Below are 26,088 nucleotides of genomic sequence, written 5' to 3'. Positions count from 1 at the left end.
CCATGACGAACCACCGCCCCAGCTACGAGGGTCGCCCCCTGCCCCGCCCCGCCGAGGACGTCGACGACCAGGGTCTCGCGTTCGACCTCGCGACCGTGGCGACCCGCCGCCGCGCCCTCGGCCTGCTCGGCCTCGGCGCCGCCGGGCTGACCCTGGCGGCCTGCGGCGACGACGCGACCGCCTCCAGCAGCACGAGCTCGTCGGCCCCCACCTCCGGCGCCCTCACCGAGATCCCCGACGAGACCGCCGGCCCCTACCCCGGCGACGGCTCCAACGGCGTCGACGTCCTGGAGCGGAGCGGGGTCGTGCGCAGCGACATCCGCTCCAGCTTCGGGACCAGCACCACCACCGCCGAGGGCGTCCCGATGACCCTCACCCTGACCGTCGTCGACCTCGCGGGCGGGAACGTCCCCTTCGAAGGGGTCGCCGTCTACGTGTGGCACTGCGACCGCGACGGGGAGTACTCCCTCTACTCCGAGGACATCGCGGACGAGAACTACCTGCGCGGGGTGCAGGTCGCCGACGCCGACGGGAACGTCACCTTCACCAGCGTCTTCCCCGCCTGCTACGACGGGCGCTGGCCGCACGTCCACTTCGAGGTCTACCCCGACGCCGAGAGCATCACCGACGTCGCGAACTGCATCGCGACCTCCCAGGTGGCGTTGCCGCAGGAGGCGTGCGAGGCCGTGTACGCCACGACCGGGTACGAGCAGTCGGTGACGAACCTCGCCCGGGTCACGCTGGCGACCGACAACGTCTTCGGCGACGACGGCGGGGCGAGCCAGACCCCGACGTCCAGCGGGGACGTGACGAACGGCTACGCGATCGCCCTCACCGTCGGGGTCGACACCACCACCGAACCCACCGCCGGCACCATGGCCGGGATGGGCTCGGACAGCTCCGGGCACCCCGGGGGCGGTCCGGGCGGGGGCGGGACCCCGCCGAGCGGCGCCCCGGCCGCGGCGGTCAGCGCCGCCTGAGCACGACCCAGCGGGCGACCAGCTGCTGGCCCGCCGACCACACCCCCGACGCCGCCCAGTACAGGAGGACGCCGATCGGGAAGTGCACGGCGGGGACGACCACGAGGGCGGGCAGCACCACCAGCAGTGCCGTCGGCGCGGGCACCCCGCTGGTTCCCGCGCGCACCGTGACCACCTGCGTCGCGGCGGTCAGCAGCAGCAGGAGGATGCCCACGAGCAGCGTCGCCGGTCCCGGGGCGTGGGTGAGCACCCCCGACAGGGGTGCCCCGGCGAGGGTCGCGGACCCGAACGCGGTCAGGGTGTCGCCGGACTGCAGGGTCAGGGTGAGGGCCAGGAAGACCGGGGCCTGCAGCAGACCGGGCAGGCACCCGCCGAGGGGGTTCACCCCAGCCTGCCGGTGCAGGGCGGCCACCTCCTGCTGCAGCGCCCGGCGGGACGCGGGGTCGGTCCGGCCGCGGTAGCGGTCCTGAACGGCGAGGACCCGCGGGCGGAGTGCGGCCGCGCGGAGGACGGCGCGCTGCTGGGCGACGAACAGCGGCAGCAGCAGGGTGCGGGCGAGGACGACGAGGCCGAGGACCGCCAGCGGCCAGGGGGCGCCGACGTCGTGCAGGTGGACGAGGACCTGAGCCACGGCCTCCTCGACCGGGCGCAACGGGGCGTGCAGGGTTTCCAGCGGGGTGTCGAGCACGGGGAACTCCGGGGATCGCGGGGACGGGAGGCGACGGCTCCCGTGCGCGCGTCAGCTCAGCACGGGAGCGGCTGCGCTCCCGGTGCCCTCGGCTGCGGGTTCCCCACCGCAGCAGGTTCGTTCTGGGGCAACGTGTCCGCGGGTTCCAGCCGGGCCCGGGGCCGGGACGGCGAGACGGCCGCGAGGAGCTGCGCGACGACCCCGCGCACCGCGACGAGGCCGGTCACGACGGTGGTGGCGACGAGCAGCGCCGCGGCCAGCAGCGGCTGCTGGCCCAGCAGCACGACCGAGGCGAGCAGGGGCAGCAGCAGCGCGGTCGACACCCGCGCCGTCAGCACCCCCCGGTCACCCACGCGGGCGACGATACCCACCCCGCCCCCGTTCCGGAAGGCTGGCGGGGACCACTCGCGATCAAGAGCGCCGGCCCCGCCTGCGAGGATCCGGGGCAGCACCCGGATCAGGAGGAACCCAGATGGCCCGCGCCCGGACCGCCCTCGAGTCGAGCACCCGCCTCCTCGGCGACGACCTCGAGCAGGCGTGGAGGACCTACGAGCTCGCCTTCTCGGGGCTGGCGACCCGCGCCGTGCAGCAGCACTTCATGACCCGCGAGGAGTTCGAGGACGTCTGCACCGACGAGCGCTGGACCAAGTACGTGACGCGCGACCTGGACCGGGGCGAGGCCATCTGCTCCTTCGCCACCCTCACCGACGACCTCTCGGCCGTCGACCTGCTCTCCGAGGACTACTACCGCCACCGCTGGCCGCGCCAGTTCGCCGAGCGCTCCATCTACTACATCGGCTGCGTCGGGGTGCACCCCTCGTACCGCAGCAGCGGGGTGTTCGTGACGCTGGTCGAGGCCGTGTGCCGCGTCGTCCACGAGCGGGGCGGCATCGCCAGCCTGGACATCTGCCGCTACAACGAGGAGGCGCTGGCGCTGCCCCAGCTGATCGGGCGCATCGTGGACTCCCTCGGCCACGAGGCCGAGGGCGAGCGCCTCGACGTGCAGACGTACTGGGCCTACGACTTCAGTCGGGCCTGACGGGCAGCCGGCCCAGCGCCGCGCGGCCGGCCCGCAGGTACGCCGCCGTCTCGCCGGCCGGCTGCGCCCGGTGCCACAGCCACCCCTGCCCGTGGGCGACGCTCAGCTCCTGCAGGGTGCGGCGCTGGTCCTCCGTCTCGACCCCCTCGGCGGTCACCGCGAGCGCCAGGGCCTCGCTGACGGCGACGACGGCGCGCACCACCGCCTCGTCACCGACGTGGTGGTTGACCCCGGCGACGAAGCTGCGGTCGACCTTCACCCGGGTGACGGGGAAGCTGCGCAGGTAGCTGAGGGAGGAGTACCCGGTGCCGAAGTCGTCGACGGCGAGACCGGCCCCCAGGGACCGCAGGCTCTCCAGCAGGCGCAGCGTCCGCTCGTCGTGCTCCAGCAGGGAGGACTCGGTGATCTCCAGCAGCAGCGACCTCCCCTCGACCCCGTGGGCCTGCAGCCGCTCGCGGACCGTCTCGGCGAAGTAGGGGTCGAGCAGCTGCCGCGGGGAGACGTTGACGGAGAGGACGAAGTCGTCGCCGACGACCCCGTCGCGCCGCCACGCGCTCAGGTCGGCCAGCGCGGTGTCGAGCACCCAGCGGCCGACGTCGACGACGAGACCCGTCTCCTCCAGGACCGGGACGAACTCGACCGGGGAGACGGGTCCGTGCAGGGGGTGGATCCAGCGCAGCAGCGCCTCCACGCCGCGCGGGGTGCCGTCGGCCACGGCGACGACGGCCTGGTAGTGGACCTCCAGGGCCTGTTCCGCGACCGCGCTGCGCAGGTCCAGCTCGAACTCGACCTGGTCGCCGATCTCCTCGCGCATCGCCGCGTCCCAGACGACGAACTGGTTGCGCCCGCGCGACTTCGCCCGGTACATCGCGGCGTCGGCCTCGCGCAGGGCGACCGCCAGCGAGGTCGTCACCTCCGCGATCCCGAGGGAGGCGGAGACGACGACCTCCCCGACGGGTAGCGGCACCGGGGTGCGCAGGCCGTCGAGCAGGTCCCGGGCCAGCCCGACGGCGGTGTCGACCCCGCCGGTCGCGGCGACGACGAACTCGTCGCCGGCGAGGCGGCCGATCACCGCGTGCGGCGGGGCCAGGGCCCGCAGGCGGGCGGCGACCTCGCAGAGGAGCTCGTCGCCGGCGCCGTGGCCGTGGGTGTCGTTGACGCGCTTGAAGCCGTCGAGGTCGACGAAGAGCAGGTGCACGCCCGGCCCGCCGGGGCCGCGGGAGGCGGTGAGGTCCTCCTCGACGCGCCGGGTGAACTCGTCGCGCCCCAGCAGGTCGGTGAGGGCGTCGTGGGTGGCCCGGTGCTCGAGGACGACCTTGGCCGCGGCGTGCCCGTTCACGGCCGACACCGCCCGGGCGAGGACGAGCCCGATCGCGAGGCAGAGCACCGCGAACGCGACGACCTGCTCCGCGAGGCCCTGGTCGGTGCGGGTGCTGGCCAGGTAGGCCCCGCCGACGAGGGAGAGGCACAGCGCCACGAGGCGGGCGGGCGACCAGGCGTCGACGGAGGGGCCCCGCGGCGTGAGCTCGCCGCGGCGCGGCGCGTGCAGCACCGCGACGGCCAGCAGCACGTAGGCCAGGACGAACGGTGCGTCGTAGCGGGTGGGGGCGACGAAGATCCCCTGCCGGCCCAGCACGGCGTAGCCGAGGTCGCCCACGAGCAGGCACCCGACGGCGGCGCCCAGCCACCGGTGGCCGACGACGGCGGGGGCGGTCAGGAGGAGGTCGAGCACCAGGACGACGATCACGACGTCGAGCAGCGGGTACACCCCGGCCAGGACGGAGCTGGGGAGGGACCGCCCCGGCACCTCCAGCACCGGCAGGACGAGGAACTGCACCGCCGCGCCCGCCCCGGCGAGGCTGGCGACGAGTGCGTCGAACACCACCTCCCGCCGCAGGCCGCCGGAGGCCCGCGCCATCCGGCCCAGGGCGAGGACCAGGACGAGGTAGCCGGCGACGCTGAAGACGTCGGGCACGAAGGCGGTGGGGCCCGGGCGGCCGTCGGCCCACGGCCGGCACACCGCCCCGAGGAGGAACAGCGCGGTGAAGGCGGGGACGAGCGACCAGCTCCAGGGGGGCGTCGGGCGGCGGCGGCGGACCACCACGGCGCACAGGGCGACGACGACCGCGCCGAGGCCGCCGAACAGGGCGCTGCGGGCGGCGTCGGACAGGGGGGCCAGGTAGCCCGCGCCGGCCAGCGCGGCCACCAGCACCCACCCCAGCCACCCGTGGCGCCGCCCGGCCCCCGCGCCGGGCCGCGGTCCCAGGTCCACGTGGTCTCCCCCCTGTCCCCGGGGGGATCGGGCGGGGGCCGCCGGACCTCGATCCACCGTCGGCCCGTCCGGGTGGTGCGGGTTCAGGCGGTGACGCGCTGGTGGACCAGCGGCACCGGCTCGGGGGCCGTCGCCGACACCGGGAAACCGCCCTCGAGGGCCTGCACGGCCCACTCGAAGCGTTCCGGGGTGTCGGTGTGCAGGGTCGCGATCCGCTGCCCGGCCCGCACCCGGTCCCCGCGCACGGCGTGCAGCTCCACCCCGGCGCCGGCCTGCACGGCCTCCTCGCGCCGGGAGCGTCCCGCCCCCAGCCGCCAGGCGGCGACCCCGACGGCCATCGCGTCGACGTGGAGGAACCCGTCGGCCGGGGCCAGCACGTCCTGGGTGTGGCGGGCCACCGGCAGCGGGGCGTCGGGGTCCCCGCCCTGGGCGGCGACCATCCGCCGCCAGGCGTCCATGGCGCGGCCGTCGGCGAGGGCGTCGGCGGGGTCGACGGCGTCCAGGCCCACGGCGGCGAGCATCTCCCGGGCCAGCACCAGGGTGAGCTCCACCAGGTCCGCGGGCCCGCCCCCGGCGAGGACCTCGACGGACTCCCGCACCTCCAGCGCGTTGCCCGCGGTGCGGCCCAGCACGGTGGACATGTCGGTGACGACGGCGACGGTCCGCACCCCGGCGTCGGTGCCGAGGTCGACCATCGTGCGGGCCAGCTCCACGGACTGCGCGAGCTCCTTCATGAACGCCCCGGAGCCGGTCTTGACGTCCAGGACGAGCGCGCTGGTGCCCTCGGCGATCTTCTTGCTCATGATGGAGCTGGCGATGAGCGGGATCGCCTCCACGGTGCCGGTCACGTCGCGCAGGGCGTAGAGCTTCTTGTCCGCCGGGGCGAGGTCGCCGGTCGCCGCGCAGATCACCGCGCCGAGGTCGGTCAGCTGCGCGCGGATCTCCGGCAGCGTGAGCGACGCCCGCCAGCCGGGGATCGCCTCCAGCTTGTCCAGGGTCCCGCCGGTGTGGCCGAGGCCGCGCCCGGACAGCTGCGGGACGGCCGCGCCGCAGGCCGCGACGAGCGGCGCCAGCGGCAGCGTCGTCTTGTCCCCCACCCCGCCGGTGGAGTGCTTGTCGACGCTGGGCCGGGGCAGGTCGGTGAAGTCCAGCCGGGCGCCGGAGGCGATCATCGCGCCCGTCCAGCGCGAGACCTCGGCGCGCGTCATCCCGTTGAGCAGGACGGCCATCGCGAGCGCCGACATCTGCTCCTCGGCGACCTCGCCGCGGGTGTAGGCGTCGACCACCCAGTCGATCTGGGCGTCGGAGAGCTCCCCCCGGTCGCGCTTGGTGCGGATGACGTCGACGGCGGCGAACTGCTGCTGGCTCACTGGGGGGCCTTCCGGGCGGGGTCGGTGAGGTCGTGCGGCCCGAAGGCGTCGGGCAGCACCTCGGTCATGGGCACGACGCCGCGCGGGGAGTCCACGAGCAGGTCCGGCCCGCCGAACTCGTACAGCAGCTGGCGGCAGCGCCCGCACGGCATGAGGACGTTGCCGACGGCGTCGACGCAGGCGAAGGCCACGAGCCTGCCCCCGCCGGTCATCCGCAGCTGCCCCACCAGCGTGCACTCCGCGCACAGGGTGACCCCGTAGGAGGCGTTCTCGATGTTCGCCCCGGACACGACGCGACCGTCGTCGACGAGCGCGGCCGCGCCGACGGGGAAGTTCGAGTACGGCGAGTAGGAGTGCGCCAGCGCCTCGCGGGCGGCGGCGCGCAGGACGTCGAAGTCGGGGTTCACGCCGGGTACGGCTCCCCGCTCGCCGCCGGGGGACGCACCCGCCCGACGAAGCCGGCGACCGCGAACAGGGTCGCCAGGTACGGCAGGGCGGACAGGAAGCTGGAGGGCACCGACGAACCGTACGGCAGGACCCCCACGAGGGTCTGCAGGGCCGCGAAGAACCCGAACAGCAGCGACGCCGCGACGGCCCCCTTCGGCGTCCAGCGGCCGAAGATGACCGCGGCCAGGGCGATGAACCCCTTGCCGGCGGACATGTTCTCGGTGAACGGGCCGATGGTGCCGACCGACAGGAACGCCCCGCCCAGCCCGGCGATGCCGCCGGCGACGACCACGTTGACGTAGCGGATGCGCAGGACCGGCACGCCCAGGGTGGCGGCGGCCTTGGGGTGCTCGCCGACCGCGCGGGTGCGCAGCCCCCACCGGGTGCGGAACAGCACGACCTGCAGCGCCACGACGAGGGCGTACATGACGTAGACGACGACGTTGGCCTCGAACAGCAGCGGGCCCAGGACGGGGATGTCGGAGAGCACGGGGATCGGCAGCGTCTGCAGCTGGCCGGGCGCGTTGAACCGCTCGGTGTCGGACTGCATGAGCGCCTTGTACGCCCAGCCGGTGAACCCGAGCGCGGCCGCGTTGAGGACCACGCCGAGGATGACCTGGTTGACGCGGTAGCGGATGGCGAACACCGCCAGCAGCCAGCCCACGAGCGCTCCGGACAGGACCCCGCCGACGACCCCGGCGCCGAGGCTGCCGGCCAGGGTGCCCACGAGCGCGGCGGTGAAGGCGCCGGTGAGCAGCTGCCCCTCGATGGCGACGTTGACGACGCCGCTGCGCTCGCCGAGCACCCCGGCCAGCGCCCCCAGGATCAGCGGGGTGGCCAGGAACAGGGTCTGGCGCAGCAGCTGCACCACGTCGATGGAGGAGGCCTCGCCGCCGCTCATCGCCCAGCACAGGAACGAGACCATGAACGCGGCCACGGCCGCGCCCACCAGCAGCGGGCCGCGGCGGGCGCGGAAGCCGCGCACGAGCTGGAACAGGCCCAGCACCACCACGACCGCGCCCAGGAGCACCGCGGTGGCGGTGGCCGGGAGGGTGAGGTCGGGCAGCCGCACCGCGGTGCCGCCGCCGAAGGCGAAGGTGGCGTCGCCGGCGCCGGCGCCCAGGCCCCAGCCGACGACGGTGACCGCGCCGACGAGCACGAGCAGCGCACCGGTCACGACCCGCTTGCGCAGGCTGACGGGCTGCTCGAGCACCTCGTGGACGACGACGGCCTCCGGACGGGCCCGCTGCTCCGCGGCGCTCACCTGCTCCACCCCCCGGCCAGCTCGGTCCCGACGCCGCCGCCGCCCGCGCGCAGCCGGAAGACGGCGCGCACGAGGGCGGGGGCGGCGATGAACAGCACGATGAGGGCCTGCAGGACCCCCACCAGGTCCACCGGCACGCCGGTGGTCGACTGCATCTGCACCCCGCCGGCGCGCAGGCCGCCGAACAGCAGACCGGCCCCGATGACGCCGTAGGGGTTGTTGCGGCCCAGCAGGGCCACGGTGATCGCGTCGAAGCCGATGCTGCCGGCCACGCTGCCCGTGACGCTGCCGCTGACGCCGAGGACCTGCGAGGCGCCGGCCAGGCCGGCGAGCCCGCCGGAGAGCGCCATCGCGGTGATCTGCAGGCGGCCCACCGACATGCCCGCGGTGCGCGCGGCCTCGGGGTTGGCGCCCACGGCGCGCAGCCGGAAGCCGAGGCGGGAGCGGCTGAACAGCCAGTGCACGACCACCGCCGCCAGCAGCGCCAGCAGCAGGCCGGCGTGCACGCGCAGCGGGCTGCCCAGCAGCAGCGGCAGGCGCGCGCTGCCCGCGACCTGCTCGGAGATCGCCTGCCCGTAGGGCGGGCGCTGGAAGCCGCGGGTGCTGAGCAGGAAGTTCAGCAGGTTCAGCGCGACGTAGTTCAGCATGATCGAGGTGATGACCTCGTGGGCGCCGGTGCGGGCCTTGAGCCAGCCGATGAGCGCGCCCCAGAGCAGGCCGCCGACGAGGCCGCCGACGAGGGCGACGAGCAGGTGCAGCCCGGCGGGCAGGTCCCAGGCGAACCCGAGCCAGGCGGCGCCGACCGCGCCGAGGATCACCTGCCCCTGGCCGCCGATGTTGAACAGCCCCACCCGGAACGCCAGGGCCACCGCGAGACCGCCCAGGACGAGCGGCGTGGCGTTGACCAGCGTCTCCGAGATCGGGCCCAGGGCGGCCCGCCCGGACAGGTCCGGGCTGTAGAGCGCGCCCTCCAGCAGCGCCAGGTAGGCGTCGCGCACGGCGTACCAGGCGTTGGAGAAGGTGTCCCACGGGTAGCTGAAGAAGTAGCCGGCCGCGGCGCGCGTGCGCGCGTCGCCGACGGCGATGAGGACCGCACCGACGAGGACGGCGCCGACGACGGCGAAGACGGTGACGAGCCAGGTCCGGCGCGGGGCGGGGCGCCGCGGCGCGGCGCCCGCCGGGCCCCCGGGCGGGACCTCCTTCGCGGGGGTCTCGGTGCTCACGCGGTTCCCTCCTGCGGTCGCGCGCCGGCCATGAGCAGACCCAGCTGCTCGGAGCCGGCGTCGGGGCCGACCTCCCCGGCGATGCGCCCGCGGTACATGACGACGATGCGGTCCGCCAGGGCGCGCACCTCGTCCAGTTCGGTGGAGACGAGCAGGACGGCGGCACCGCGGTCGCGCTCGGCGACGATGCGCTGGTGCACGAACTCCTGGCTGCCGACGTCGACGCCGCGGGTGGGCTGGGCCACCACGAGGAGCCTCAGCGGCCGGGACATCTCGCGGGCCAGCACGACCTTCTGCTGGTTGCCGCCGGAGAGGGTGGACACCGCGGCCTGCGGGCCGGCGGCGCGGATGTCGAACTCCTCGACGCGCTCGGCGGCGTTGCGGGCCACGGCGGCGCGGTCGACGGAGGGGCCCGCGGAGTACGCGGGGGTGTCGACGAGGTCGAGGACGAGGTTCTCGGCGATGCTGAAGGAGCCCACGAGGCCGTCGTGCAGGCGGTCCTCGGGCACGTACCCGACGCCGCGCTGCAGGACCTGGCGCACGGAGAGGCCGGTGAGGTCCTCTCCGCCCAGGCTCACGCGGCCGGCGTCCACCGCCTGCAGGCCGACGACGCTGCGGGTCAGCTCGCTCTGGCCGTTGCCGTCGACCCCGGCGATCGCGAGCACCTCCCCGGCGCGCACGGTGAGGCTGACGTCGTCGAGCAGGACCGCGCCGGCGGGGTCGGTGACCCGCAGGCCGGACACCTCCAGCACCGGCTCGCCCGGGGCGGCGGGCGCCTTGTCCACGACCAGGCGCACGTCGCGCCCGACCATGAGCGCGGCGAGCTCCTCCTGGGAGGCGGTGGGCTGCGCGGAACCGACGACGCGGCCGCGGCGGATGACGGTGATGCGGTCGGCGACCGCCTTCACCTCGCGCAGCTTGTGGGTGATGAAGACGATCGAGGTGCCGGAGTCGGCGAGCTCGCGCATGACGCGCATGAGGTCGTCGGTCTCGGCGGGGGTGAGCACCGCGGTGGGCTCGTCGAGCACGAGGACCTTCGCCTCGCGCAGCAGCGCCTTGAGGATCTCCACGCGCTGCTGCACGCCGACGGCGAGGTCGGCGACCAGGGCGTCCGGCGGCACCGCCAGCCCGAAGCGCTCGGAGGTCTCCAGCACCCGCGCCCGCGCGCGCCGGCGGTCCAGCAGACCGCCCCCGCGCGTCAGCTCGGAGCCGAGGACGATGTTCTCGGTGGCGGTGAAGCCCGGCACCAGCATGAAGTGCTGGTGCACCATGCCGATCCCGGCGGCCATCGCGTCCCCGGGCGAGGAGAAGCGCACCGCCCGCCCGTCGACGAGGATCTCCCCCTCGTCGGGCGCGTGGAGCCCGTAGAGCACGTTCATCAGCGTGCTCTTGCCGGCGCCGTTCTCACCGAGCAGGGCGTGGATCTCGCCCTCCCGGACCGTCAGGTCGATCCCGTCGTTGGCGACGAGGGACCCGAAGCGCTTGGTGATGCCTCGGAGTTCCAGCTCCACGTGCGCGTCGTTCCCCTCGTCGCCTGCATCGGTGGTGCGTCGGTGGTGCGGGCCCGGCCGGGCGCGGGGCCCGGCCGGGCGGGGATCAGCTCGCGGCGATCGCGCTGGGCGAGGTGATCTCGATCGAGCCGTCGACGATGCCGGCGCGGACGGCCTCCAGCTCGCTCTTCAGCTCGGCGGGCACCTGCGCGTCGAACTGGTTGAACGGCGCCAGGCCGACGCCCTCGTTCTCCAGGGTGCCGACGTAGGAACCGGTCGGGGCCTCGCCGTCGGCGGCGGCGAGCACGTACTCCTTCACGGAGTCGGTGAGGTTCTTGGTGACCGAGGAGATGAAGTACTTGCAGTACTGCTCGGCGCTCTCGCAGCCGTCGGTGTCCACCCACACGAGGTTGAGGTTCCCGCCGGCGGCCTCGGCGGCCGCGCCCGCGCCGAGGCCGGCCTGGCCGGCCACCGGCATGATGACGTCGGCGCCCTGGCCGGCGAGGGTCTCGGTGATGGAGCGGCCCGCGGCCTGGTCCTGGAAGCTGTTGGCGAAGGTGCCGCCGCCGGGGTTGTTCTCGTCCCAGCCGAGGACGCGGACGTTCGTGCCCTTCTGCTGGTTGTGGTGCTGGACGCCCTCCCAGAAGCCGTCCATGAAGATGGTCACCGGCGGGATGGGCAGACCGCCCCAGGTGCCCACGACGCCCGTCTTGGTCATGCCGGCGGCGAGGTAACCGCCGAGGAAGGCGGCCTCGGCGGTGTTGTACTGCAGCGCGTAGACGTTGGCCTCCTCGGAGGAGGAGTCGATCTCGGCGAAGGACTGGTCCGGGTTCGCGGAGGCGACCTCCTTCATGGAGTCGGCCATCAGCCCGCCCACGCCGATGATCGTGTCGCAGCCGGCCTGGACCTGCGCCTGCAGGTTCGGCGTGTACTGGGTGTCGTCGGCGGAGGGCACGTAGGAGATCTCGATGTTCGGGTTCTCCGCCTTGGCCGCTTCCATGCCGGCGTAGGAGCTCTGGTTGAACGAGCGGTCGTCGACGCCGCCGGTGTCCAGGACCATGCACGCCTTGAAGGCGTCGCCGCCCCCGGAGCCCTCGGCCGAGCCGGCGGTGTCGTCGGGCCGGCTGCCGCAGGAGGCCAGCAGCAGGGCGGCGGCGCCGACGGCGGCCACGGGGGCGAAGCGGTGCAGGGTCTTCATGGCGGGGGTCCTCCAGGTCGGGGGGCGGAGGCGGACGACGACGACGCGGAAGGACGGATCGGCGAACGCGCGCACATCGTACGGTGCGAAAAGCAGGGTTCCGTCCGCGCGAGCGGGCAGGTTGTCCAGATCGAGATCTTTCAGCCCTGCAGACCAGCGGGGAGCGCCCGTTCGGAGGCCGCCGTCACCGCCAGCACCCCGATGCCCACGGCGAGCGCCGCCTCGTCGGGGGCGTAGTCGCCGCGGTGCAGGTCGTAGGTCGTGCCGCCGGGGGTGCGCGTGCCCAGCCGCACCATGGCGCCGGGGACGTGGTGCAGGTACCAGGCGAAGTCCTCCCCGCCCAGGGACTGCCGGGTCGGCAGGACCCCGTCGGGACCGAGCAGGGCGCGGGCGGCCTCGTCGAGGGCGGCGGTGGAGTGCACCTCGTTGTCCACGGGCGGGACGCCGCGGACCAGGCTGACCTCCGCCCGCACCGAGTAGGGCCGCACGAGGTCGGCGACGACGGACTCGACGAGCTCCCCGGCGTGCTGCCAGGCCTCGGTCTCCATGCAGCGCAGGGTGCCGGCAGCGTAGCCCTCGGCGGGCACGGCGTTGGCCACGTCGCCGGCGTGCACCGCGCCCCAGGTGAGGTTCACCCCGGCCCGCGGGTCGACCCGGCGGGCGATGACGGCCGGCAGCTGGGTCACGACCTGCCCCAGCGCGAAGACGAGGTCCCCGGCCAGGTGCGGGCGGGAGGTGTGCCCGCCGGTCCCGCGCAGCCGGACGGTCACGTGGTCGGAGGCGGAGGTGATGGGGCCGGCCTTGAGACCGACGGTGCCGGCGTCGAGGCTGGGGTCGCAGTGCAGGCCGTAGATCGCGGCCACCCCGTCGAGGACGCCGGCGCCGATGACGCCGAGCGCCCCGCCGGGCATGACCTCCTCGGCGGGCTGGAACACCAGCCGCACCCCGTGCCGCAGGACCCCCGCCCGGGCGAGGTCGGCCAGGACGAGCCCGGCGCCCAGCACGGAGGCGGTGTGCACGTCGTGGCCGCAGGCGTGCGCGACGCCGGGCGCGGTGGAGGCGTAGGGCAGGCCGGTGGCCTCGGGCACGGGCAGCGCGTCGATGTCGGCGCGGACCCCCACGCGGGGCCCGTCGGGGCCGATGTCGGCGATGAGGCCGGTGCCCGGCAGCAGCCGGACGGCGACGCCGGCGTCGGCCAGCAGCTCGGCGATCCGGGCCGTCGTGCGGTGCTCCTGGTGGGCCAGCTCGGGGTGGGCGTGCACGTCGCGGCGCAGGGCGCGGGCGGTGGGCTCGTGGGCGACGACGAGGTCGGCGACGCGGGCCGCGAGCCCCTCGGTCCGCGCGGCCGCGGCGTCCGGGGTGCTCGTGGTGCTCGTGTCGCTGCTCACGGGGTTCGACGCTACCCGCCGCCGCTGCCGGGCGCCGACCCCGCGGTCCCGCGGGGGGACCGGGGGGCCGGCGCGGGCGCGGCCGGGGTCACAGGACGTGGTCCAGGCCGGCTTCGCGGGCGCGGGCGACGAGCTTCTTGACCTCCTGCGCGCGGGCGCGGGTGGTCACCATGAGGGCGTCGGGGGTGTCGACGACGACGAGGTCGTCGACGCCGAGCAGGGCCACGACGCGGTCGTTGCCCGGCACGACGAGCCCCCCGGCGACGCCCTCGGTGATGACGAGGTGGGGGTCCCCGAGCACCTTGGGCATGTCGACGTCGGCGGGCAGCAGCTCGGCGAGGGAGGAGAAGTCGCCGACGTCGTCCCAGCCGAAGGTGGCGGGCACGACGGCGACCCGGCCCTCCTCGGCGGCCGGTTCGGCCACGGCGTGGTCGATGGCGATGGCGGGCAGCGCCGCCCACTGCTCCTCGAGGACCGCGTCGCGCTGGGGGGTGTCCCAGGCGTCGGCGATGCGCTGCAGGCCGGCGTGCAGGGCGGGGGCGTGGGCGGCGAGGAGCTCGAGCAGGACGTCGGCGCGGGCCACGAACATGCCGCCGTTCCAGCGGTAGTCGCCGGTGGAGAGGTAGGCCGCGGCGGTGCGCGCGTCGGGCTTCTCCTTGAACTGCACGACGCGGCGGGCGTTGGGCGCGCCCTGCAGGCGCAGCCGCTTGCCGAGGCGGATGTAGCCGAAGCCGGTGGCGGGGTGGGAGGGGGCGATCCCGATGGTGACGACGAACCCGCGGCGGGCGGTGACGACGGCCTCCTCCACGGAGCTCTCGAAGTCGTCGCGCCCGGAGATGTTGTGGTCGGCGGCGAAGGAGCCGAGCACGGCGTCGGGGTCGCGGCGGACCAGGACGGCGGCGGCCAGGCCGATGGCGGCGGCGGAGTCGCGCTGGCACGGTTCGCGCAGGAGGTTCTCGCCCGGCAGGTCCGGCAGCTGGGCGGCGACGGCGTCGGCGTGCGAGCGGCCGGTGACGACCCAGGTGCGCGAGGCCTCGGTGAGCGGCAGCAGGCGGTCCCAGGTGGACTGCAGCAGCGTCCGGCCGCGGCCGGTGAGGTCGAGGAGGAACTTGGGCCGGTCGCTGCGCGAGAGCGGCCAGAGCCGGGTGCCGGCCCCCCCGGCGGGCACGACGGCGTGGAAGTCGGAGAGGTCGATCTGGCCGTCCTCGAGGTCGTCCTCCGACCACGCCGCCGACCAGCTCCGCGCGCTTGCCTGTCCCCCGTCAGTCATGGGCGGGAACCTATCCGGTCGGGCCCGCCCGTCTCCCCCGCCTCGACCCGATCGGGTGACGCGGTTGCTCCGACACGCCGTAGGAGGTCGACCGGGGAGACCTCCGGACCTTAAGGTGAGCCTGTCCTGCGTGACGTGCGCCGCACGGTGCCGTGAGTCCTTCGTCACAAATCCTCCGCGAGGACTCCGCGGAGCGCTCCCGGGGACCCCGCGCGCCTAGAGTGGATCCCAGGACGCCGCCGCCCGAGCGCCGAAGCCCGGGCGATCCGGCGTCGAGGAGCACTCGAGGAGGACGCTGGTGGCCACGAGCCTCACCCCACCCGGACAGGGCACGCCCACGGGGAGCAGGAAGCCCGCGGGAACGCTGTACCGCGGCCGCGAAGGCATGTGGTCCTGGGTGATGCACCGCATCTCCGGCGTCCTCATCTTCTTCTTCCTCTTCGTGCACGTGCTGGACACCGCCACCGTGCGGGTCTCGCCGGAGGTCTACAACGGCGTCATCGCGCAGTACAAGAACCCGGTCATGGGCCTGGGCGAGGCCGGTCTCGTCGGCGCGGTCGTCTTCCATGCGCTCAACGGCGTCCGGATCATCCTCGTCGACTTCTGGTCCGGCGGGACGAAGCACCAGCGCAAGCTGTTCTGGGGCGTGGTCGCCCTGTGGACGGCGCTGATGGTGCCCTTCCTCGTCCGCCACCTGACCAACGTCTTCACCCACTGAGGGACCGAGCCGTGAGCGCACCCGAGCAGACCCCCGGCGGCAGCTACGCCCCCGCCCTGGAGACCCCCCGTTCCCCGTACCGGCGCAGCAAGGCCACCCGGACGAACTGGGAGATGTACGGCTGGCTGTTCATGCGGATGTCGGGCGTGGTCCTGATCGTCCTCGTCTTCGGCCACCTCTTCGTCAACCTCATGACCGGCGACGGCATCCACCAGGTCGACTGGGGCTTCGTCGCCGGCAAGTGGTCCAGCCCGTTCTGGCAGGTCTGGGACCTGCTCATGCTGTGGCTGGCGCAGCTGCACGGCACCAACGGCGTGCGGACGGTCATCAACGACTACGCCGAGCGCGACGTGACGCGGTTCTGGCTGAAGATGGCCCTCTACCTGGCCACGGTCATCGTCCTCGTCGTGGGGACGCTGGTCATCTTCACCTTCGACCCGTGCGCGGACCCCAGCCAGACGTTCGACTTCTGCCGCCCGGCCATCGACGACGTCCCCACCGTCACCAGCCCCGGCACCTGACCGGCACCTCGAGGAGCAATCATGCAGACGCACCAGTTCGACGTGGTCATCGTCGGCGCGGGCGGCGCGGGGATGCGCGCGGCCCTCGAATCCGGTCAGCGGGCCCGCACCGCGGTCCTCACCAAGCTCTACCCGACGCGCTCGCACACCGGTGCGGCCCAGGGCGGCATGTGCGCCGCGCTGGCCAACGTCGAGGAGGACAACTGGGAGTGGCACACCTTCGACACCGTCAAGGGCGGTGACTACCTCGTCGACCAGGACGCCGCCGAGGTGATGTGCAAGGAGGCCATCGACGCGGTCCTCGACCTCGAGAAGATGGGCCTGCCCTTCAACCGCACGCCCGAGGGCAAGATCGACCAGCGCCGCTTCGGCGGGCACACCCGCGACCACGGCAAGTCCCCCGTGCGCCGCAGCTGCTTCGCCGCCGACCGCACCGGTCACATGATCCTGCAGACCCTCTACCAGCAGTGCGTGAAGCACGAGGTGGAGTTCTTCAACGAGTTCTACGTCCTCGACCTGCTGCTCGTCCCCGCCGAGGAGGCGCGGACGGGCACCGAGATCGAGGGCGCCGCCGACCAGCCCGGTCTGGCCACCCCGCCGACCATCGGCGTGCCCGGCGACAAGCGCATCGCCGGCGTCGTGGCCTACGAGCTGGCCACGGGCGAGATCCACGTCTTCCAGGCCAAGTCGGTCGTCCTCGCCACCGGCGGGGCGGGCAAGGTCTACAAGACGACCTCGAACGCGCACACCCTGACCGGCGACGGCATGGGCATCGCCTACCGCCGCGGCCTGCCGCTGGAGGACATGGAGTTCTTCCAGTTCCACCCAACGGGTCTGGCCGGGCTGGGCATCCTGCTCTCCGAGGCCGCGCGCGGGGAGGGTGGGATCCTGCGCAACGCCGACGGCGAGCGCTTCATGGAGCGCTACGCCCCCACCATCAAGGACCTCGCCCCGCGCGACATCGTCGCCCGGTCGATGGCCAACGAGGTGCGCGAGGGCCGCGGGGCGGGCCCGAACAAGGACTACGTCCTGCTCGACCTGACCCACCTGGAACCCGCGCACATCGACGCGAAGCTGCCCGACATCACGGAGTTCGCCCGCACCTACCTGGGCGTGGAGCCGTACACCGAGCCGGTGCCGGTCTACCCGACGGCGCACTACGCCATGGGCGGGGTGCCGACCAACGTCGACGCCGAGGTGCTGCAGGACAACACCCGCGTCGTCCCCGGCCTCTACGCCGCGGGCGAGGTCGCGTGCGTGTCCGTGCACGGCTCCAACCGGCTGGGCACGAACTCGCTGCTGGACATCAACGTGTTCGGCAAGCGGGCCGGCATCGCCGCGGCGGAGTACGCGACGAAGGCCGAGTGGATCGCCGTGCCCGAGGGGTCCGAGCTGCCCGTCGTGAACTGGATGGCGGAGCTGCGCGACCGCGCCCAGGGCGAGCGCATCTCCGACATCCGTCGCGAGCTGCAGGAGACGATGGACGCCAACGCCCAGGTCTTCCGCACCGAGGCGACGCTGAAGCAGGCCCTCACCGACATCGAGCGGCTGAAGGAGCGCTACGCCCGCGCCTCGGTGCAGGACAAGGGCAAGCGGTTCAACCTCGACCTCCTCGAGGGCCTGGAGCTCGGGTTCCTGCTCGACCTGGCCGAGGCCATGTGCCTCGGCGCGCTGGAGCGCAAGGAGTCGCGCGGGGGGCACTTCCGCGAGGACTACCCCAACCGCGACGACGTGAACTACATGCGGCACACGATGGTGTACCGCGAGTACGCCGCCGACGGTTCCTACTCGACGCGCCTGGACTTCAAGCCCGTCGTCCAGACGCGCTACCAGCCGATGGAGCGCAAGTACTGATGTCCACCTTCGAGACCTCCCCGAGCGAGACGAACGCCGAGGCCGGCCCGGCGAAGTCGGCCGAGCGCGCCCACGAGGGCGCCGGCGGGGCGAAGCCCCGCGAGGGCGGCAACGAGTCGAAGACCGGCGAGATCCCCTCGTTCCCGGTGACGGTGAAGATCCGCCGCTACGACCCGGAGCAGGACTCCGAGCCGCACTGGGAGTCCTACGACCTGATCATGCACGGCACCGACCGCGTGCTCGACGCCCTGCACAAGGTCAAGTGGGAGATCGACGGCCGCCTGGTGTTCCGCCGCTCCTGCGCGCACGGGGTCTGCGGGTCCGACGCCATGCGCATCAACGGCCGCAACCGGCTGGCCTGCAAGACGCTGCTCAAGGACCTCGACATCAAGAAGCCCATCGTCATCGAGCCCATCAAGGGGCTGCCGGTGGAGAAGGACCTCATCGTCGACATGGAGCCCTTCTTCGCGGCCTACCGCGAGGTCATGCCGTTCCTCGTCACCAAGGGCGCGGAACCCACCCGCGAGCGCATCCAGTCCCAGGCCGACCGCGAGCGCTTCGACGACACCACCAAGTGCATCCTCTGCGCGGCGTGCACGTCGAGCTGCCCGGTGTTCTGGAACGACGGGCAGTACTTCGGCCCGGCCGCGATCGTCAACGCGCACCGGTTCATCTTCGACAGCCGCGACGCGGCCTCGGACCTGCGCCTGGAGATCCTCAACGACAAGGAGGGCGTGTGGCGCTGCCGCACGACCTTCAACTGCTCCGAGGCGTGCCCCCGCGGCATCCAGGTCACCAAGGCCATCGCCGAGGTCAAGCAGGCGCTGATCTCGCGCAAGGTCTGAACCGCCCGGCCGAGGGCCCGTCCGCACCGCGGGCGGGCCCTCCGTCGTCCCCGGGCCGTCGCCGCCGGGGACCCGTCGGCGGGCCCGTCGGCGGGCTCCGCGCCCGCGCGGTCGCGCCGCGGGGCCCGCTGCGTAGAGTGCGGGGCAGAGCCACCCCGGGGAGATGCATGCGCCACCAGGACCGCTACCTGCAGATCAGCCGGATCCTGTCCCGGCACGGTCTGGGGTACTTCATCGACGCCCTGGGGCTCGAGCGGTGGGTGCGCGCCGACTGGGACCTCTTCGGCCACCCCCGCGAGCGGGAGAAGCACACCCGCGCCGAGCACGTGCGGCTGGTCATGGAGGAGCTCGGGCCGACCGCGGTGAAGATCGGGCAGATCCTCTCCACCCGCCCCGACCTGCTCTCCCCCGCCTTCCAGCACGAGCTGGAGAAGCTGCAGGACAGCGCGACGGCCGTCCCCTACGAGACGATCCGCGCCGCCGTCGAGGAGGAGCTGGGCCAGGGCCCCGAGGAGCTGTTCGTCGCCTTCAGCCGCGAGCCGCTGGCCAGCGCCTCGATCGGGCAGGCCCACACCGCCGTCCTCGAGGACGGCACCCGCGTGGTGGTGAAGGTCCGCCGCCCCGGCGTGGTCGAGGAGGTCGAGGGCGACCTGGAGATCCTGCGCGCCCTGGCCGTGCAGGCCTCGCGGCGCTGGTCGGTGGCCGCGGACTACGACGTCGTCGGGCTGGCCAGCGACTTCGCGGACACGCTGCGCGCGGAGCTGGACTACCTCACCGAGGGCCACAACGCCGAGCGCTTCGCCCGCAACTTCGAGGGCGACCCCGACATCCGCATCCCGAAGGTCTACTGGGACACCACGACCTCCCGGGTCATCACCCTGGAGCGGCTGCACGGGGTGAAGATCAGCGACGAGGCGGCGCTGGCCGAGCACGGCGTGGACCGCTCGGAGCTGGCGGCCCGCGCGACGCGGCTGATGGCGGACATGGTCTTCGAGCACGGGTTCTTCCACGCCGACCCGCACCCGGGCAACTTCCTCATCGAGCCCTCGGGCCGCATCGGGCTGCTCGACTACGGGATGGTCGGGGAGGTCGACGAACGCTCCCGCGAGCACCTGGCGATGCTGCTGGCCGCCTTCGACCGCCGCGACCCGGCGCGCATCGCCGCGGCGTTCGCGACGATCGGGGTCACCGAGCACCGCGTGGACCGGGTGCGGCTGACCACCGACTGCGCCCACCTGCTGCGCACCTACGAGGGCCTGCCGCTGGGGCGGATCCAGGTCGGCGACGTGGTGCGCGACGTCCTGGCGATCCTGCGCCGGCACCACCTGGCCCTGCCCCGCAACCTCGCGCTCGTCGTGAAGATGATCGTGATGACCGAGGGGCTGGGGTCGAGCCTGGACCCCGACTTCCAGCTCGGCCGGGTCCTGGGCCCGTACGCGCGCCGGCTGGTCCGCCGGCACTTCGACCCGCGCGAGATGGCCAAGCGCGTGCGGCAGGCCGGGATCGACGTCGCCCAGCTCGGGGTGGAGCTGCCGGGGCAGCTGGGCCGGGTGCTGGACGTGCTGGACCGCGACGGGATCTCGGTGTCGCTGCGCACCGACGACCTCGACCCGCTGGTGGCCCGGCTGGAGCGCATCGGCAACCGCGTCGTCGCCGGGCTCGTCGTGTCCGCGGGGATCGGGGCGCTGGCCACCCTGGGTTCCACCGACCCCGAACGGCTGAAGCCGCACGAGGCGAAGGTCGTCGCGGTCGGGGTCACCGCGCTGGGCGCCCTGACCGGCTACCTGGGCTGGACCGCGCGGGGGCACCGCTCCCGCCGGCGCTGACCGTCCTGCTGTTCCCTCTCCCGACGGGTGGACCACCGTGACCACGAAGAACGCGACCGAGAGCTCGACCAGGAGCACCACCGCGGACGGCCCCGCCGCGTCGCGTCCCGCGGCGCTGCTGCGCGCCGCCGGCGTCGGCGCCCTGGCCGGGCTGGCCGGGGGGACCGTCATGACCCTCGGGGAGAAGGTGGAGCAGGCGTTCACGCACCGCCCGGACTCCTTCGTCCCGGCCCGGGCCCTGCTGGGGTCGCTGGGGCGCGACCCGGGCGACGCGGCGACGCCGGTGGTGTGGAACCACCTCATGCACTTCGGCACCGCGGCCGCGCTCGGGGCGCTGCGGGGGGTGTGGGCGGTGACGGGGATCCGCGGCGCCCACGCCAACGCGTGGCACACCGCGATCCGCCTCGGCTTCGACCAGACCGTGGAGAACGCCACGGGGGTGGGCGCTCCCCCGGCCACCTGGCCCGCCGCGGAACTGGCCGTGGACGTGCTGCACAAGACGGTGTTCTCGGTGGCGACCGGTGTGGTCGCCGACCGCCTGCTGGCCCCGGTGCTGGCGTCGGGGCGCGGGCGCCGCAGCCACTGACGCCCGCGCCGGGGCGGTGGGTCAGCTGAAGCTGGCCTGCACGACGCGGTTCCCGCCGGGGCGGGCGAAGCGGGAGCGGCGCAGGTCGCGGACGACGAAACCCCGGGAGATGAACCGGTCGGTGCCGTCGAAGCGCGGGGCGAACGGCGAGCGGCCGTGCATGGCGCGCAGGTTGTCCAGCAGCAGCACGTCCCCGGGCTGGAGGACGACGGCGTGGCGGTGGGCGACGTAGATCTCCAGCACGCGCTCCAGCAGGGCCTGGGCGTGCTTGGTGATGCCGTGCATGAGGTCCTGGTCGACGAGCATCGTCGGGTCGTCGACGTCGCCGGAGAGGATGGAGAACGGCCCGCGCACCTCGCGGGTGTCGAGGAAGTCGGCGAAGGACTCGTCGACCAGCGTCGTCCACAGCGGCCGGAACAGCTCCATGACGTCGGTGGGGTCCACGTGGGCCAGCAGGTCCAGGGCGCGGAACGCGTAGGTGGCGGCGTCGGCGTCCCCGCGCAGGCAGCCCAGGACGACGTAGTCGGGGCGCAGGTCGGAGAAGCACTGCTCGGTGTGCGCCTCCAGCTCCACCCGGGAGCCCTGCGACTGCTGGGTCGCGGCGAGCCTGGCGTTGGGGACCATGTCCTGCAGGAGGTGCCCGTGGCCCTCGGCGGCGTAGCCGACCATGTGCCCCAGCGCGTGGCTGACGATCGCCTGCTGGCGGGCGAGCAGGGTGCGCCCGCCGATCCCGCCGGTGTTGTCGGCCGGGGTGGGCGGCAGCTCACCGACCTCCAGGCCGCGCAGGACGAGGACCCCGGAGTCCGATCCCCGTTCCTCGAACGCCCACAGGGCCTCGGTGACCTCGACGGACAGTTCGCGGGCCAGCAGGCGCGCCTGGCGGCCGAAGGCGTCGGGCTCGGTCACCGGGTCCGCGGTCAGGCGCGCGCCCAGCGCGGCCAGCGCGGCCCGCTGGGGCGCGGGCAGCTCGAACAGGGTCGGCACGTGGGCGGAGGAGTCGAGGAACAGCGAGGACACAGCGGGGTCTCCCATCGTCGGCACGCTTCGGACGTCCACCGTAGCGCGCCGACGACGGGCAGTCTGCCCAGTTCACCGACTGTTTCCTGGACAATCTGTGCTGAGCGATCCGTGCAGGACGATCTGCGCAGGACGACCTGTCAGCGCGGGATCATCCCGTGCGGGTCGATGACGAACTTCTGCGGTGCCCCGGCGTCGAACTTCGCGTACGCCTCCGGCGCCTCGTCCAGCGAGATCGCCGTCGCCCCGACGGCCTTCGCGATCTGCACCTTGTCGTGCAGGATCGCCATCATCAGACCGCGGTGGTACTTCATCACCGGGCACTGGCCGGTGGTGAAGGCCAGCGACTTCGCCCACCCGGTGCCGAGGTCCAGCGACAGCGACCCCTTCTTGGCCGCCTCGTCGACCCCGCCCGGGTCGCCGGTCACGTACAGCCCCGGGATGCCCAGCGCGCCGCCCGCGGCGGTGATCTCCATGAGGGAGTTCAGGACCGTCGCCGGCGCCTCGCCGCTCGCCCCGGAACCGTGCCCACGGGCCTCGAACCCGACGGCGTCGACCCCGCAGTCCACCTCCGGCACCCCGAGGATCTGCTCGATCTGGTCCTTCGGGTCGCCCTTCGAGACGTCGACGGTCTCGCACCCGAAGCTGCGCGCCCGCTCCAGCCGCTCGGCGTTGAGGTCGCCGACGATGACGACGGCCGCGCCCAGCAGCTGCGCGCCCACCGCGGCGGCGAGCCCCACGGGCCCGGCCCCGGCGACGTACACCGTCGAGCCGACCCCGACCCCGGCGCTCACGCAGCCGTGGAAACCGGTGGGGAAGATGTCCGACAGCATCGTCAGGTCGAGGATCTTCTCCATCGCCTGGTCCTTGTCGGGGAACCGCAGGCAGTTGAAGTCCGCGTACGGCACCAGGACGTACTCCGCCTGACCGCCGACCCACCCGCCCATGTCGACGTAGCCGTAGGCCGAGCCGGGGCGGTCGGGGTTCACGTTGAGGCAGATGCCGGTCTTGCGCTCCTTGCAGTTGCGGCAGCGGCCGCAGGCGATGTTGAACGGCACCGACACGAGGTCCCCGACCTCGAGGAACTCGACGTCGCGGCCCTTCTCGACGATCTCCCCGGTGATCTCGTGCCCGAGGACGAGGTTCGGCGGGGCGGTGGTGCGCCCGCGGACCATGTGCTGGTCCGAACCGCAGATGTTCGTCGCGACGAGCTTGAGGACGACGCCGTGCTCGACCTTGCGGCCGACGTTGGCGGGGTTGACGCCCGGGCCGTCCTTGAGCTCGAACGTGGGGTAGTCGATGTTCTGCACCTCGACCTTCCCCGGGCCGAGGTAGGCGACGGCGCGGTTGCCGCTGCTGGTGGTCGTGGTCACGAGGAACCCCTTCCGAGAGCGCCGACGTCGGTGTCGGCGGCTGGGCCCCACCCAACCCCGCCCGGGTGCGCCGCGCAAGCGTGCGCCGCACCCGGACGCGGCCGCCCGGCCGCGGGTCAGCCCGCCGCGCTCTCGTCCCACAGGTCGTCGTCGTACACCGACAGCGTGCCGAACCCGTCGCCGACGACGGCCCCGCGCGGCACCGACAGCGTCACCGTCAACCGGGCCAGCGCCTCCCCGGCCACGTCGTCGCCCACCAGCGGGACGACGACCCGCCCGGTCAGCGACCCCGCGGGGATCGTCACGTGCCGCCACCGCGCCGCGACGCGCCCGTCCACGGCGGCCGCGGCGGTGTCCACTTCCACCGTCACCGGCACCTTCGAGCGCCGCGACAGCGTCAGGGGCATCGACACCCGCTGGGTCCCGTCGTCCTCGAAGGCCTGCACGTCGCCGATGCTCACCGCGGGCAGGGCGGCGGTGGTGGGACCCGTCCCGCTCGCGGGGCGGTCCAGGGCGACGTCGGAGAGGTACACGTCGGCGCCGGCCCCGGTGGGGGTGAACGTCACCGACGCCAGCCGGCCCACGTCGACGCCGGGGAAGGCGTCCAGCGGCAGGCGCACCGTCCGCAGCCACGTCTTGGCCAGCGGTTCGCCCCCACCGCCCCACGGGTCCGCGAGGGCGGGCAGCGGCCGCAGCGCGGAGCTGAACCGCGACACCGGGACCGCGGCCCGCCGTCCCGCGGTGTCGGTCAGGGCGACGACCAGGTCGGTGGCCCGGGCCTGCGGCGTCGCCGCCCGGAACGTGAGGGCCTGCCGCACCCCGGTCACCGCCCCGCGGGGCACGGCGACGGTCAGCGGCTCCTTCGCGCCGGCCCGCCAGCGGGCCCGCAGCACCGGGGTGGCCGGCACCGACGGGGCCAGCCACGCGGGGGTCCAGTGCGGGAGGGAGCTCAGGGGGCGCTGCTCGCCCGCGCACCGCACGGGCTGACCCGCCACGGGCGGGCCCGCGCTCGCGCAGTGCTCCGCCCGCGGGGGGAGGGTGACGGTGGGGGTCGCGGCCTCCAGCGGCGCGAGGTCGGTCCGCGCGGAGGAGGGCTGCTGGGCCTGAGCGTGGACGACCGCGCGCCCGGCCGAGGCGGCGCGCCCGCCGGTGCCGTCGAACAGCGGCAGGAACTGCTGCTCCCCGCCGAGGTGGAGGCGGAAGAACCCCGACACGTACGCGGTGCCCACGGCCCGCTGCTCGGCCGGGGTGAGGCGGCCGGGGGCGTCCGGCCCGCACACCGGGTCGTCGTCGAGGTACCAGTCGTCGTTCGAGGGGGCCTGCGAGGCGCCGGGCGTCCACTCGGAGTTGAAGTAGTTGTGGTTGGCCCCCATCACCAGCAGCGACGTGCGCAGGACGTCGTCGCGCGCGGCGTAGCGGGTGTCGTCGTGGAAGTGCTGCCCCTGCTGGTCGGAGACGTCCCCGTCGCAGTACGGCAGCACCACGGCCATGGCCGTGCCGGGCAGGGTGGAGCGGGCGAAGTCCACCGGCGCCAGCGGCATCACCGCCCGCACGCCGTAGGGGTCGGGGCGCTCGGCGTTCAGCAGCGCCGCCCGCACGACCCCCTCGCCCCCGCGCGAGTGCCCCATCAGCCCCACGTCGGCGAGGTCCAGGCGCCCGCGCAGGGCCGCCCCGGCCTTCCCCCCGCGCCCGTCGGTCCAGGAGCGCAGCAGGTCCAGGTGGGCGAGGACGAGTTCCCCGCGGGCCTGGGCGCCGCCGTCCTCCGCGCCCCAGTCCAGGGCGTTGACGCCGTCGGCGCTGATCGAGACCACCGCGTAGCCCTGCGAGGCCAGCGCCTCGGCGGCCTCGCCGTAGCCGAGGTGGCTGGGGACGGGGCGGGACCCGCCGGTGCACGGCCACCCGCCGAAGTCCCCCTCCACGGTGCCGCCGAAGCAGGCCTGGTGGCGCCCGTGCAGGAACACCACCACCGGGCGGGGGCCGGGGGCGGCGGCGGGCAGGTAGACCGCGGCCCGCTGCTCCACCGCCTGCCCGGCCAGGCCCGGCAGGCGCAGCGCGGTGTCGCCGAGGTCGTAGTCGGCCCGCTGCACCCGGAACCGCCCGCGGGTCGCGGGGTCGGCGGCGAGGAGGCTCCCGGTGGGTGCGGGCGCGGCGACCGCGGGCGCGGCCGCGGCGTGGCGCAGGGTGCGGGCCTCGTCCCCGCTCACCACCCCGTTCCAGGCCAGTTGCACCCGCCCGGCCCGGGCAGCCCGGGGATCGGTCGTGCGCAGCGTGAGGGTGCGCCCGTCCGCGCCCTGGCGCGCCACCCCCAGGACGGTCCCGTCCACGGCGAGCTGGGGCTGCGCGGCCCGCAGCGGGACCGGGGAGGGCAGGCGCAGCTCGACGTCCCAGGAGCCGGCGCCGACGGGGGTGACGCTCCAGTCCGCGGCCGCCGTCGTCCCCCGGGCGACCGCACCGGGGGCACCGGGGGCGGGGGGCGCCGCGCTCGCCGACGGGGTCACCGCCAGGGCCAGGACCACCGCGGCGGCGAGGACCCCCGTCCGCCTGAGGTGCGAGAACCCGACCACGTGCGCCCCCTCCCGCGGGGGGAGCGCCCTGCTCCCCCACGCCCGGCGGCGGGCACCCGCGCCCGGTCGCCGGGTGGCGGCCGCCGCCGCCGTACGCTCCCACACGTGATCACGGCGTCACAAGGAGTTCCGAGGAATCCCCTCCGGCCCCCACG

General features: G+C 74.4%; 22 protein-coding genes. 8 read left to right on the top strand and 14 right to left on the bottom strand.

The genetic code is table 11. The features are described from left to right. Nucleotides 1-2: 2 nt before the first annotated feature. Entirely contained in the window at nt 3-980 is a 978-nt protein-coding gene (locus KRAD_RS14190) for an intradiol ring-cleavage dioxygenase (protein ID WP_012086312.1), read from the top strand. Here KRAD_RS14190 and KRAD_RS14185 read toward each other — a convergent pair. Then, complete coding sequence (locus KRAD_RS14185) at nt 967-1,668, bottom strand: YidC/Oxa1 family membrane protein insertase (protein WP_012086311.1); 702 nt, start codon at nt 1,666-1,668, stop codon at nt 967-969. The genes KRAD_RS14190 and KRAD_RS14185 overlap by 14 nt on opposite strands. A 56-nt stretch (nt 1,669-1,724) precedes the next feature. Continuing rightward, nucleotides 1,725-2,021, bottom strand: coding sequence for a hypothetical protein (locus KRAD_RS14180; RefSeq protein ID WP_157873602.1), 297 nt, complete (start codon nt 2,019-2,021; stop codon nt 1,725-1,727). A gap of 119 nt (nt 2,022-2,140) precedes the next feature. Here KRAD_RS14180 and KRAD_RS14175 point away from each other — a divergent pair, with 119 nt between their 5' ends. Continuing rightward, nucleotides 2,141-2,707: a GNAT family N-acetyltransferase gene (locus KRAD_RS14175; RefSeq protein ID WP_012086309.1), complete on the top strand. Its 567-nt coding sequence runs from the start codon at nt 2,141-2,143 to the stop codon at nt 2,705-2,707. On the opposite strand, the gene KRAD_RS14170 is transcribed toward KRAD_RS14175, so the two are convergent. From KRAD_RS14170 to KRAD_RS14130, 9 genes are all read right to left on the bottom strand, one after another. Further along, complete coding sequence (locus tag KRAD_RS14170; protein WP_012086308.1) at nt 2,694-4,979, bottom strand: putative bifunctional diguanylate cyclase/phosphodiesterase; 2,286 nt, start codon at nt 4,977-4,979, stop codon at nt 2,694-2,696. The genes KRAD_RS14175 and KRAD_RS14170 overlap by 14 nt on opposite strands. Before the next feature lie 83 nt (nt 4,980-5,062). Continuing rightward, a complete protein-coding gene (locus KRAD_RS14165) occupies nt 5,063-6,349 on the bottom strand; it encodes a thymidine phosphorylase (protein ID WP_012086307.1) in 1,287 nt (428 codons plus the stop codon). Then, complete coding sequence (locus KRAD_RS14160) at nt 6,346-6,756, bottom strand: cytidine deaminase (protein ID WP_012086306.1); 411 nt, start codon at nt 6,754-6,756, stop codon at nt 6,346-6,348. Before KRAD_RS14160 ends, KRAD_RS14165 begins: the two co-directional genes overlap by 4 nt. Continuing rightward, nucleotides 6,753-8,069, bottom strand: coding sequence for an ABC transporter permease (locus KRAD_RS14155; protein ID WP_203417575.1), 1,317 nt, complete (start codon nt 8,067-8,069; stop codon nt 6,753-6,755). Before KRAD_RS14155 ends, KRAD_RS14160 begins: the two co-directional genes overlap by 4 nt. Then, nucleotides 8,057-9,283, bottom strand: a complete 1,227-nt coding sequence (locus KRAD_RS14150; RefSeq protein ID WP_012086304.1) for an ABC transporter permease — start codon at nt 9,281-9,283, stop codon at nt 8,057-8,059. The genes KRAD_RS14155 and KRAD_RS14150 overlap by 13 nt, the downstream gene beginning before the upstream one ends. Then, entirely contained in the window at nt 9,280-10,794 is a 1,515-nt protein-coding gene (locus KRAD_RS14145; protein ID WP_012086303.1) for an ABC transporter ATP-binding protein, read from the bottom strand. The genes KRAD_RS14150 and KRAD_RS14145 overlap by 4 nt, the downstream gene beginning before the upstream one ends. An 85-nt stretch (nt 10,795-10,879) precedes the next feature. Next, nucleotides 10,880-11,971 carry a BMP family lipoprotein gene (locus KRAD_RS14140; RefSeq protein WP_012086302.1) on the bottom strand — a complete coding sequence of 364 codons (1,092 nt, stop codon included), beginning with the start codon at nt 11,969-11,971 and terminating at the stop codon, nt 10,880-10,882. 140 nt (nt 11,972-12,111) lie between these two features. Continuing rightward, the gene (locus tag KRAD_RS14135) at nt 12,112-13,359 is read right to left on the bottom strand and encodes an amidohydrolase (RefSeq protein ID WP_012086301.1); all 1,248 of its coding nucleotides are present in this window, start codon (nt 13,357-13,359) and stop codon (nt 12,112-12,114) included. A gap of 88 nt (nt 13,360-13,447) precedes the next feature. Beyond that, nucleotides 13,448-14,629, bottom strand: a complete 1,182-nt coding sequence (locus KRAD_RS14130) for a mannose-1-phosphate guanylyltransferase (protein ID WP_012086300.1) — start codon at nt 14,627-14,629, stop codon at nt 13,448-13,450. A gap of 385 nt (nt 14,630-15,014) precedes the next feature. On the opposite strand from KRAD_RS14130, the gene sdhC reads away from it, so the two are divergent. From sdhC to KRAD_RS14100, 6 genes are all read left to right on the top strand, one after another. After that, complete coding sequence (sdhC, locus tag KRAD_RS14125) at nt 15,015-15,347, top strand: succinate dehydrogenase, cytochrome b556 subunit (RefSeq protein WP_041292106.1); 333 nt, start codon at nt 15,015-15,017, stop codon at nt 15,345-15,347. 11 nt (nt 15,348-15,358) lie between these two features. Next, complete coding sequence (locus KRAD_RS14120; RefSeq protein ID WP_012086298.1) at nt 15,359-15,868, top strand: succinate dehydrogenase hydrophobic membrane anchor subunit; 510 nt, start codon at nt 15,359-15,361, stop codon at nt 15,866-15,868. A 21-nt stretch (nt 15,869-15,889) separates the two neighbouring features. Next, nucleotides 15,890-17,722, top strand: coding sequence for an FAD-binding protein (locus KRAD_RS14115; RefSeq protein ID WP_012086297.1), 1,833 nt, complete (start codon nt 15,890-15,892; stop codon nt 17,720-17,722). Further along, nucleotides 17,722-18,567 (top strand): succinate dehydrogenase iron-sulfur subunit, encoded by an 846-nt coding sequence (locus KRAD_RS14110; protein WP_012086296.1) that lies wholly within the window; start codon nt 17,722-17,724, stop codon nt 18,565-18,567. The genes KRAD_RS14115 and KRAD_RS14110 overlap by 1 nt, the downstream gene beginning before the upstream one ends. 167 nt (nt 18,568-18,734) lie before the next feature. Further along, nucleotides 18,735-20,393, top strand: coding sequence for an ABC1 kinase family protein (locus KRAD_RS14105; protein ID WP_012086295.1), 1,659 nt, complete (start codon nt 18,735-18,737; stop codon nt 20,391-20,393). Between the two features lie 37 nt (nt 20,394-20,430). Continuing rightward, nucleotides 20,431-20,979 (top strand): hypothetical protein, encoded by a 549-nt coding sequence (locus KRAD_RS14100; RefSeq protein WP_012086294.1) that lies wholly within the window; start codon nt 20,431-20,433, stop codon nt 20,977-20,979. A 21-nt stretch (nt 20,980-21,000) separates the two neighbouring features. Here KRAD_RS14100 and KRAD_RS14095 read toward each other — a convergent pair whose 3' ends face one another. The 3 genes from KRAD_RS14095 to KRAD_RS14085 form a co-directional block, all read right to left on the bottom strand. Continuing rightward, entirely contained in the window at nt 21,001-22,011 is a 1,011-nt protein-coding gene (locus KRAD_RS14095) for a TauD/TfdA family dioxygenase (protein ID WP_157873601.1), read from the bottom strand. A gap of 125 nt (nt 22,012-22,136) precedes the next feature. Beyond that, nucleotides 22,137-23,369, bottom strand: a complete 1,233-nt coding sequence (gene fdhA, locus KRAD_RS14090) for a formaldehyde dehydrogenase, glutathione-independent (protein ID WP_012086292.1) — start codon at nt 23,367-23,369, stop codon at nt 22,137-22,139. A gap of 116 nt (nt 23,370-23,485) precedes the next feature. Beyond that, a complete protein-coding gene (locus KRAD_RS14085; protein ID WP_012086291.1) occupies nt 23,486-25,933 on the bottom strand; it encodes an alpha/beta hydrolase in 2,448 nt (815 codons plus the stop codon). Nucleotides 25,934-26,088: the final 155 nt, after the last annotated feature.

This window comes from Kineococcus radiotolerans SRS30216 = ATCC BAA-149 (assembly GCF_000017305.1).
In the GTDB taxonomy this organism is placed as follows: Bacteria; Actinomycetota; Actinomycetes; order Actinomycetales; family Kineococcaceae; genus Kineococcus; species Kineococcus radiotolerans.
Note: the sequence above shows the minus strand (reverse complement) of the source record. Positions and strands in the feature narration are given on the sequence as shown.

Excerpts from the sequence above, each read along its gene's own strand:
- KRAD_RS14175 (WP_012086309.1), top strand. The coding sequence starts at position 2,141 with ATGGCCCGCGCCCGGACCGCCCTCGAGTCGAGCACCCGCCTCCTCGGC.
- KRAD_RS14130 (WP_012086300.1), bottom strand. The coding sequence starts at position 14,629 with ATGACTGACGGGGGACAGGCAAGCGCGCGGAGCTGGTCGGCGGCGTGG.
- sdhC (WP_041292106.1), top strand. The coding sequence starts at position 15,015 with ATGTGGTCCTGGGTGATGCACCGCATCTCCGGCGTCCTCATCTTCTTC.
- KRAD_RS14105 (WP_012086295.1), top strand. The coding sequence starts at position 18,735 with ATGCGCCACCAGGACCGCTACCTGCAGATCAGCCGGATCCTGTCCCGG.
- KRAD_RS14115 (WP_012086297.1), top strand. The coding sequence starts at position 15,890 with ATGCAGACGCACCAGTTCGACGTGGTCATCGTCGGCGCGGGCGGCGCG.
- KRAD_RS14140 (WP_012086302.1), bottom strand. The coding sequence starts at position 11,971 with ATGAAGACCCTGCACCGCTTCGCCCCCGTGGCCGCCGTCGGCGCCGCC.
- KRAD_RS14110 (WP_012086296.1), top strand. The coding sequence starts at position 17,722 with ATGTCCACCTTCGAGACCTCCCCGAGCGAGACGAACGCCGAGGCCGGC.
- KRAD_RS14095 (WP_157873601.1), bottom strand. The coding sequence starts at position 22,011 with ATGGGAGACCCCGCTGTGTCCTCGCTGTTCCTCGACTCCTCCGCCCAC.
- KRAD_RS14190 (WP_012086312.1), top strand. The coding sequence starts at position 3 with ATGACGAACCACCGCCCCAGCTACGAGGGTCGCCCCCTGCCCCGCCCC.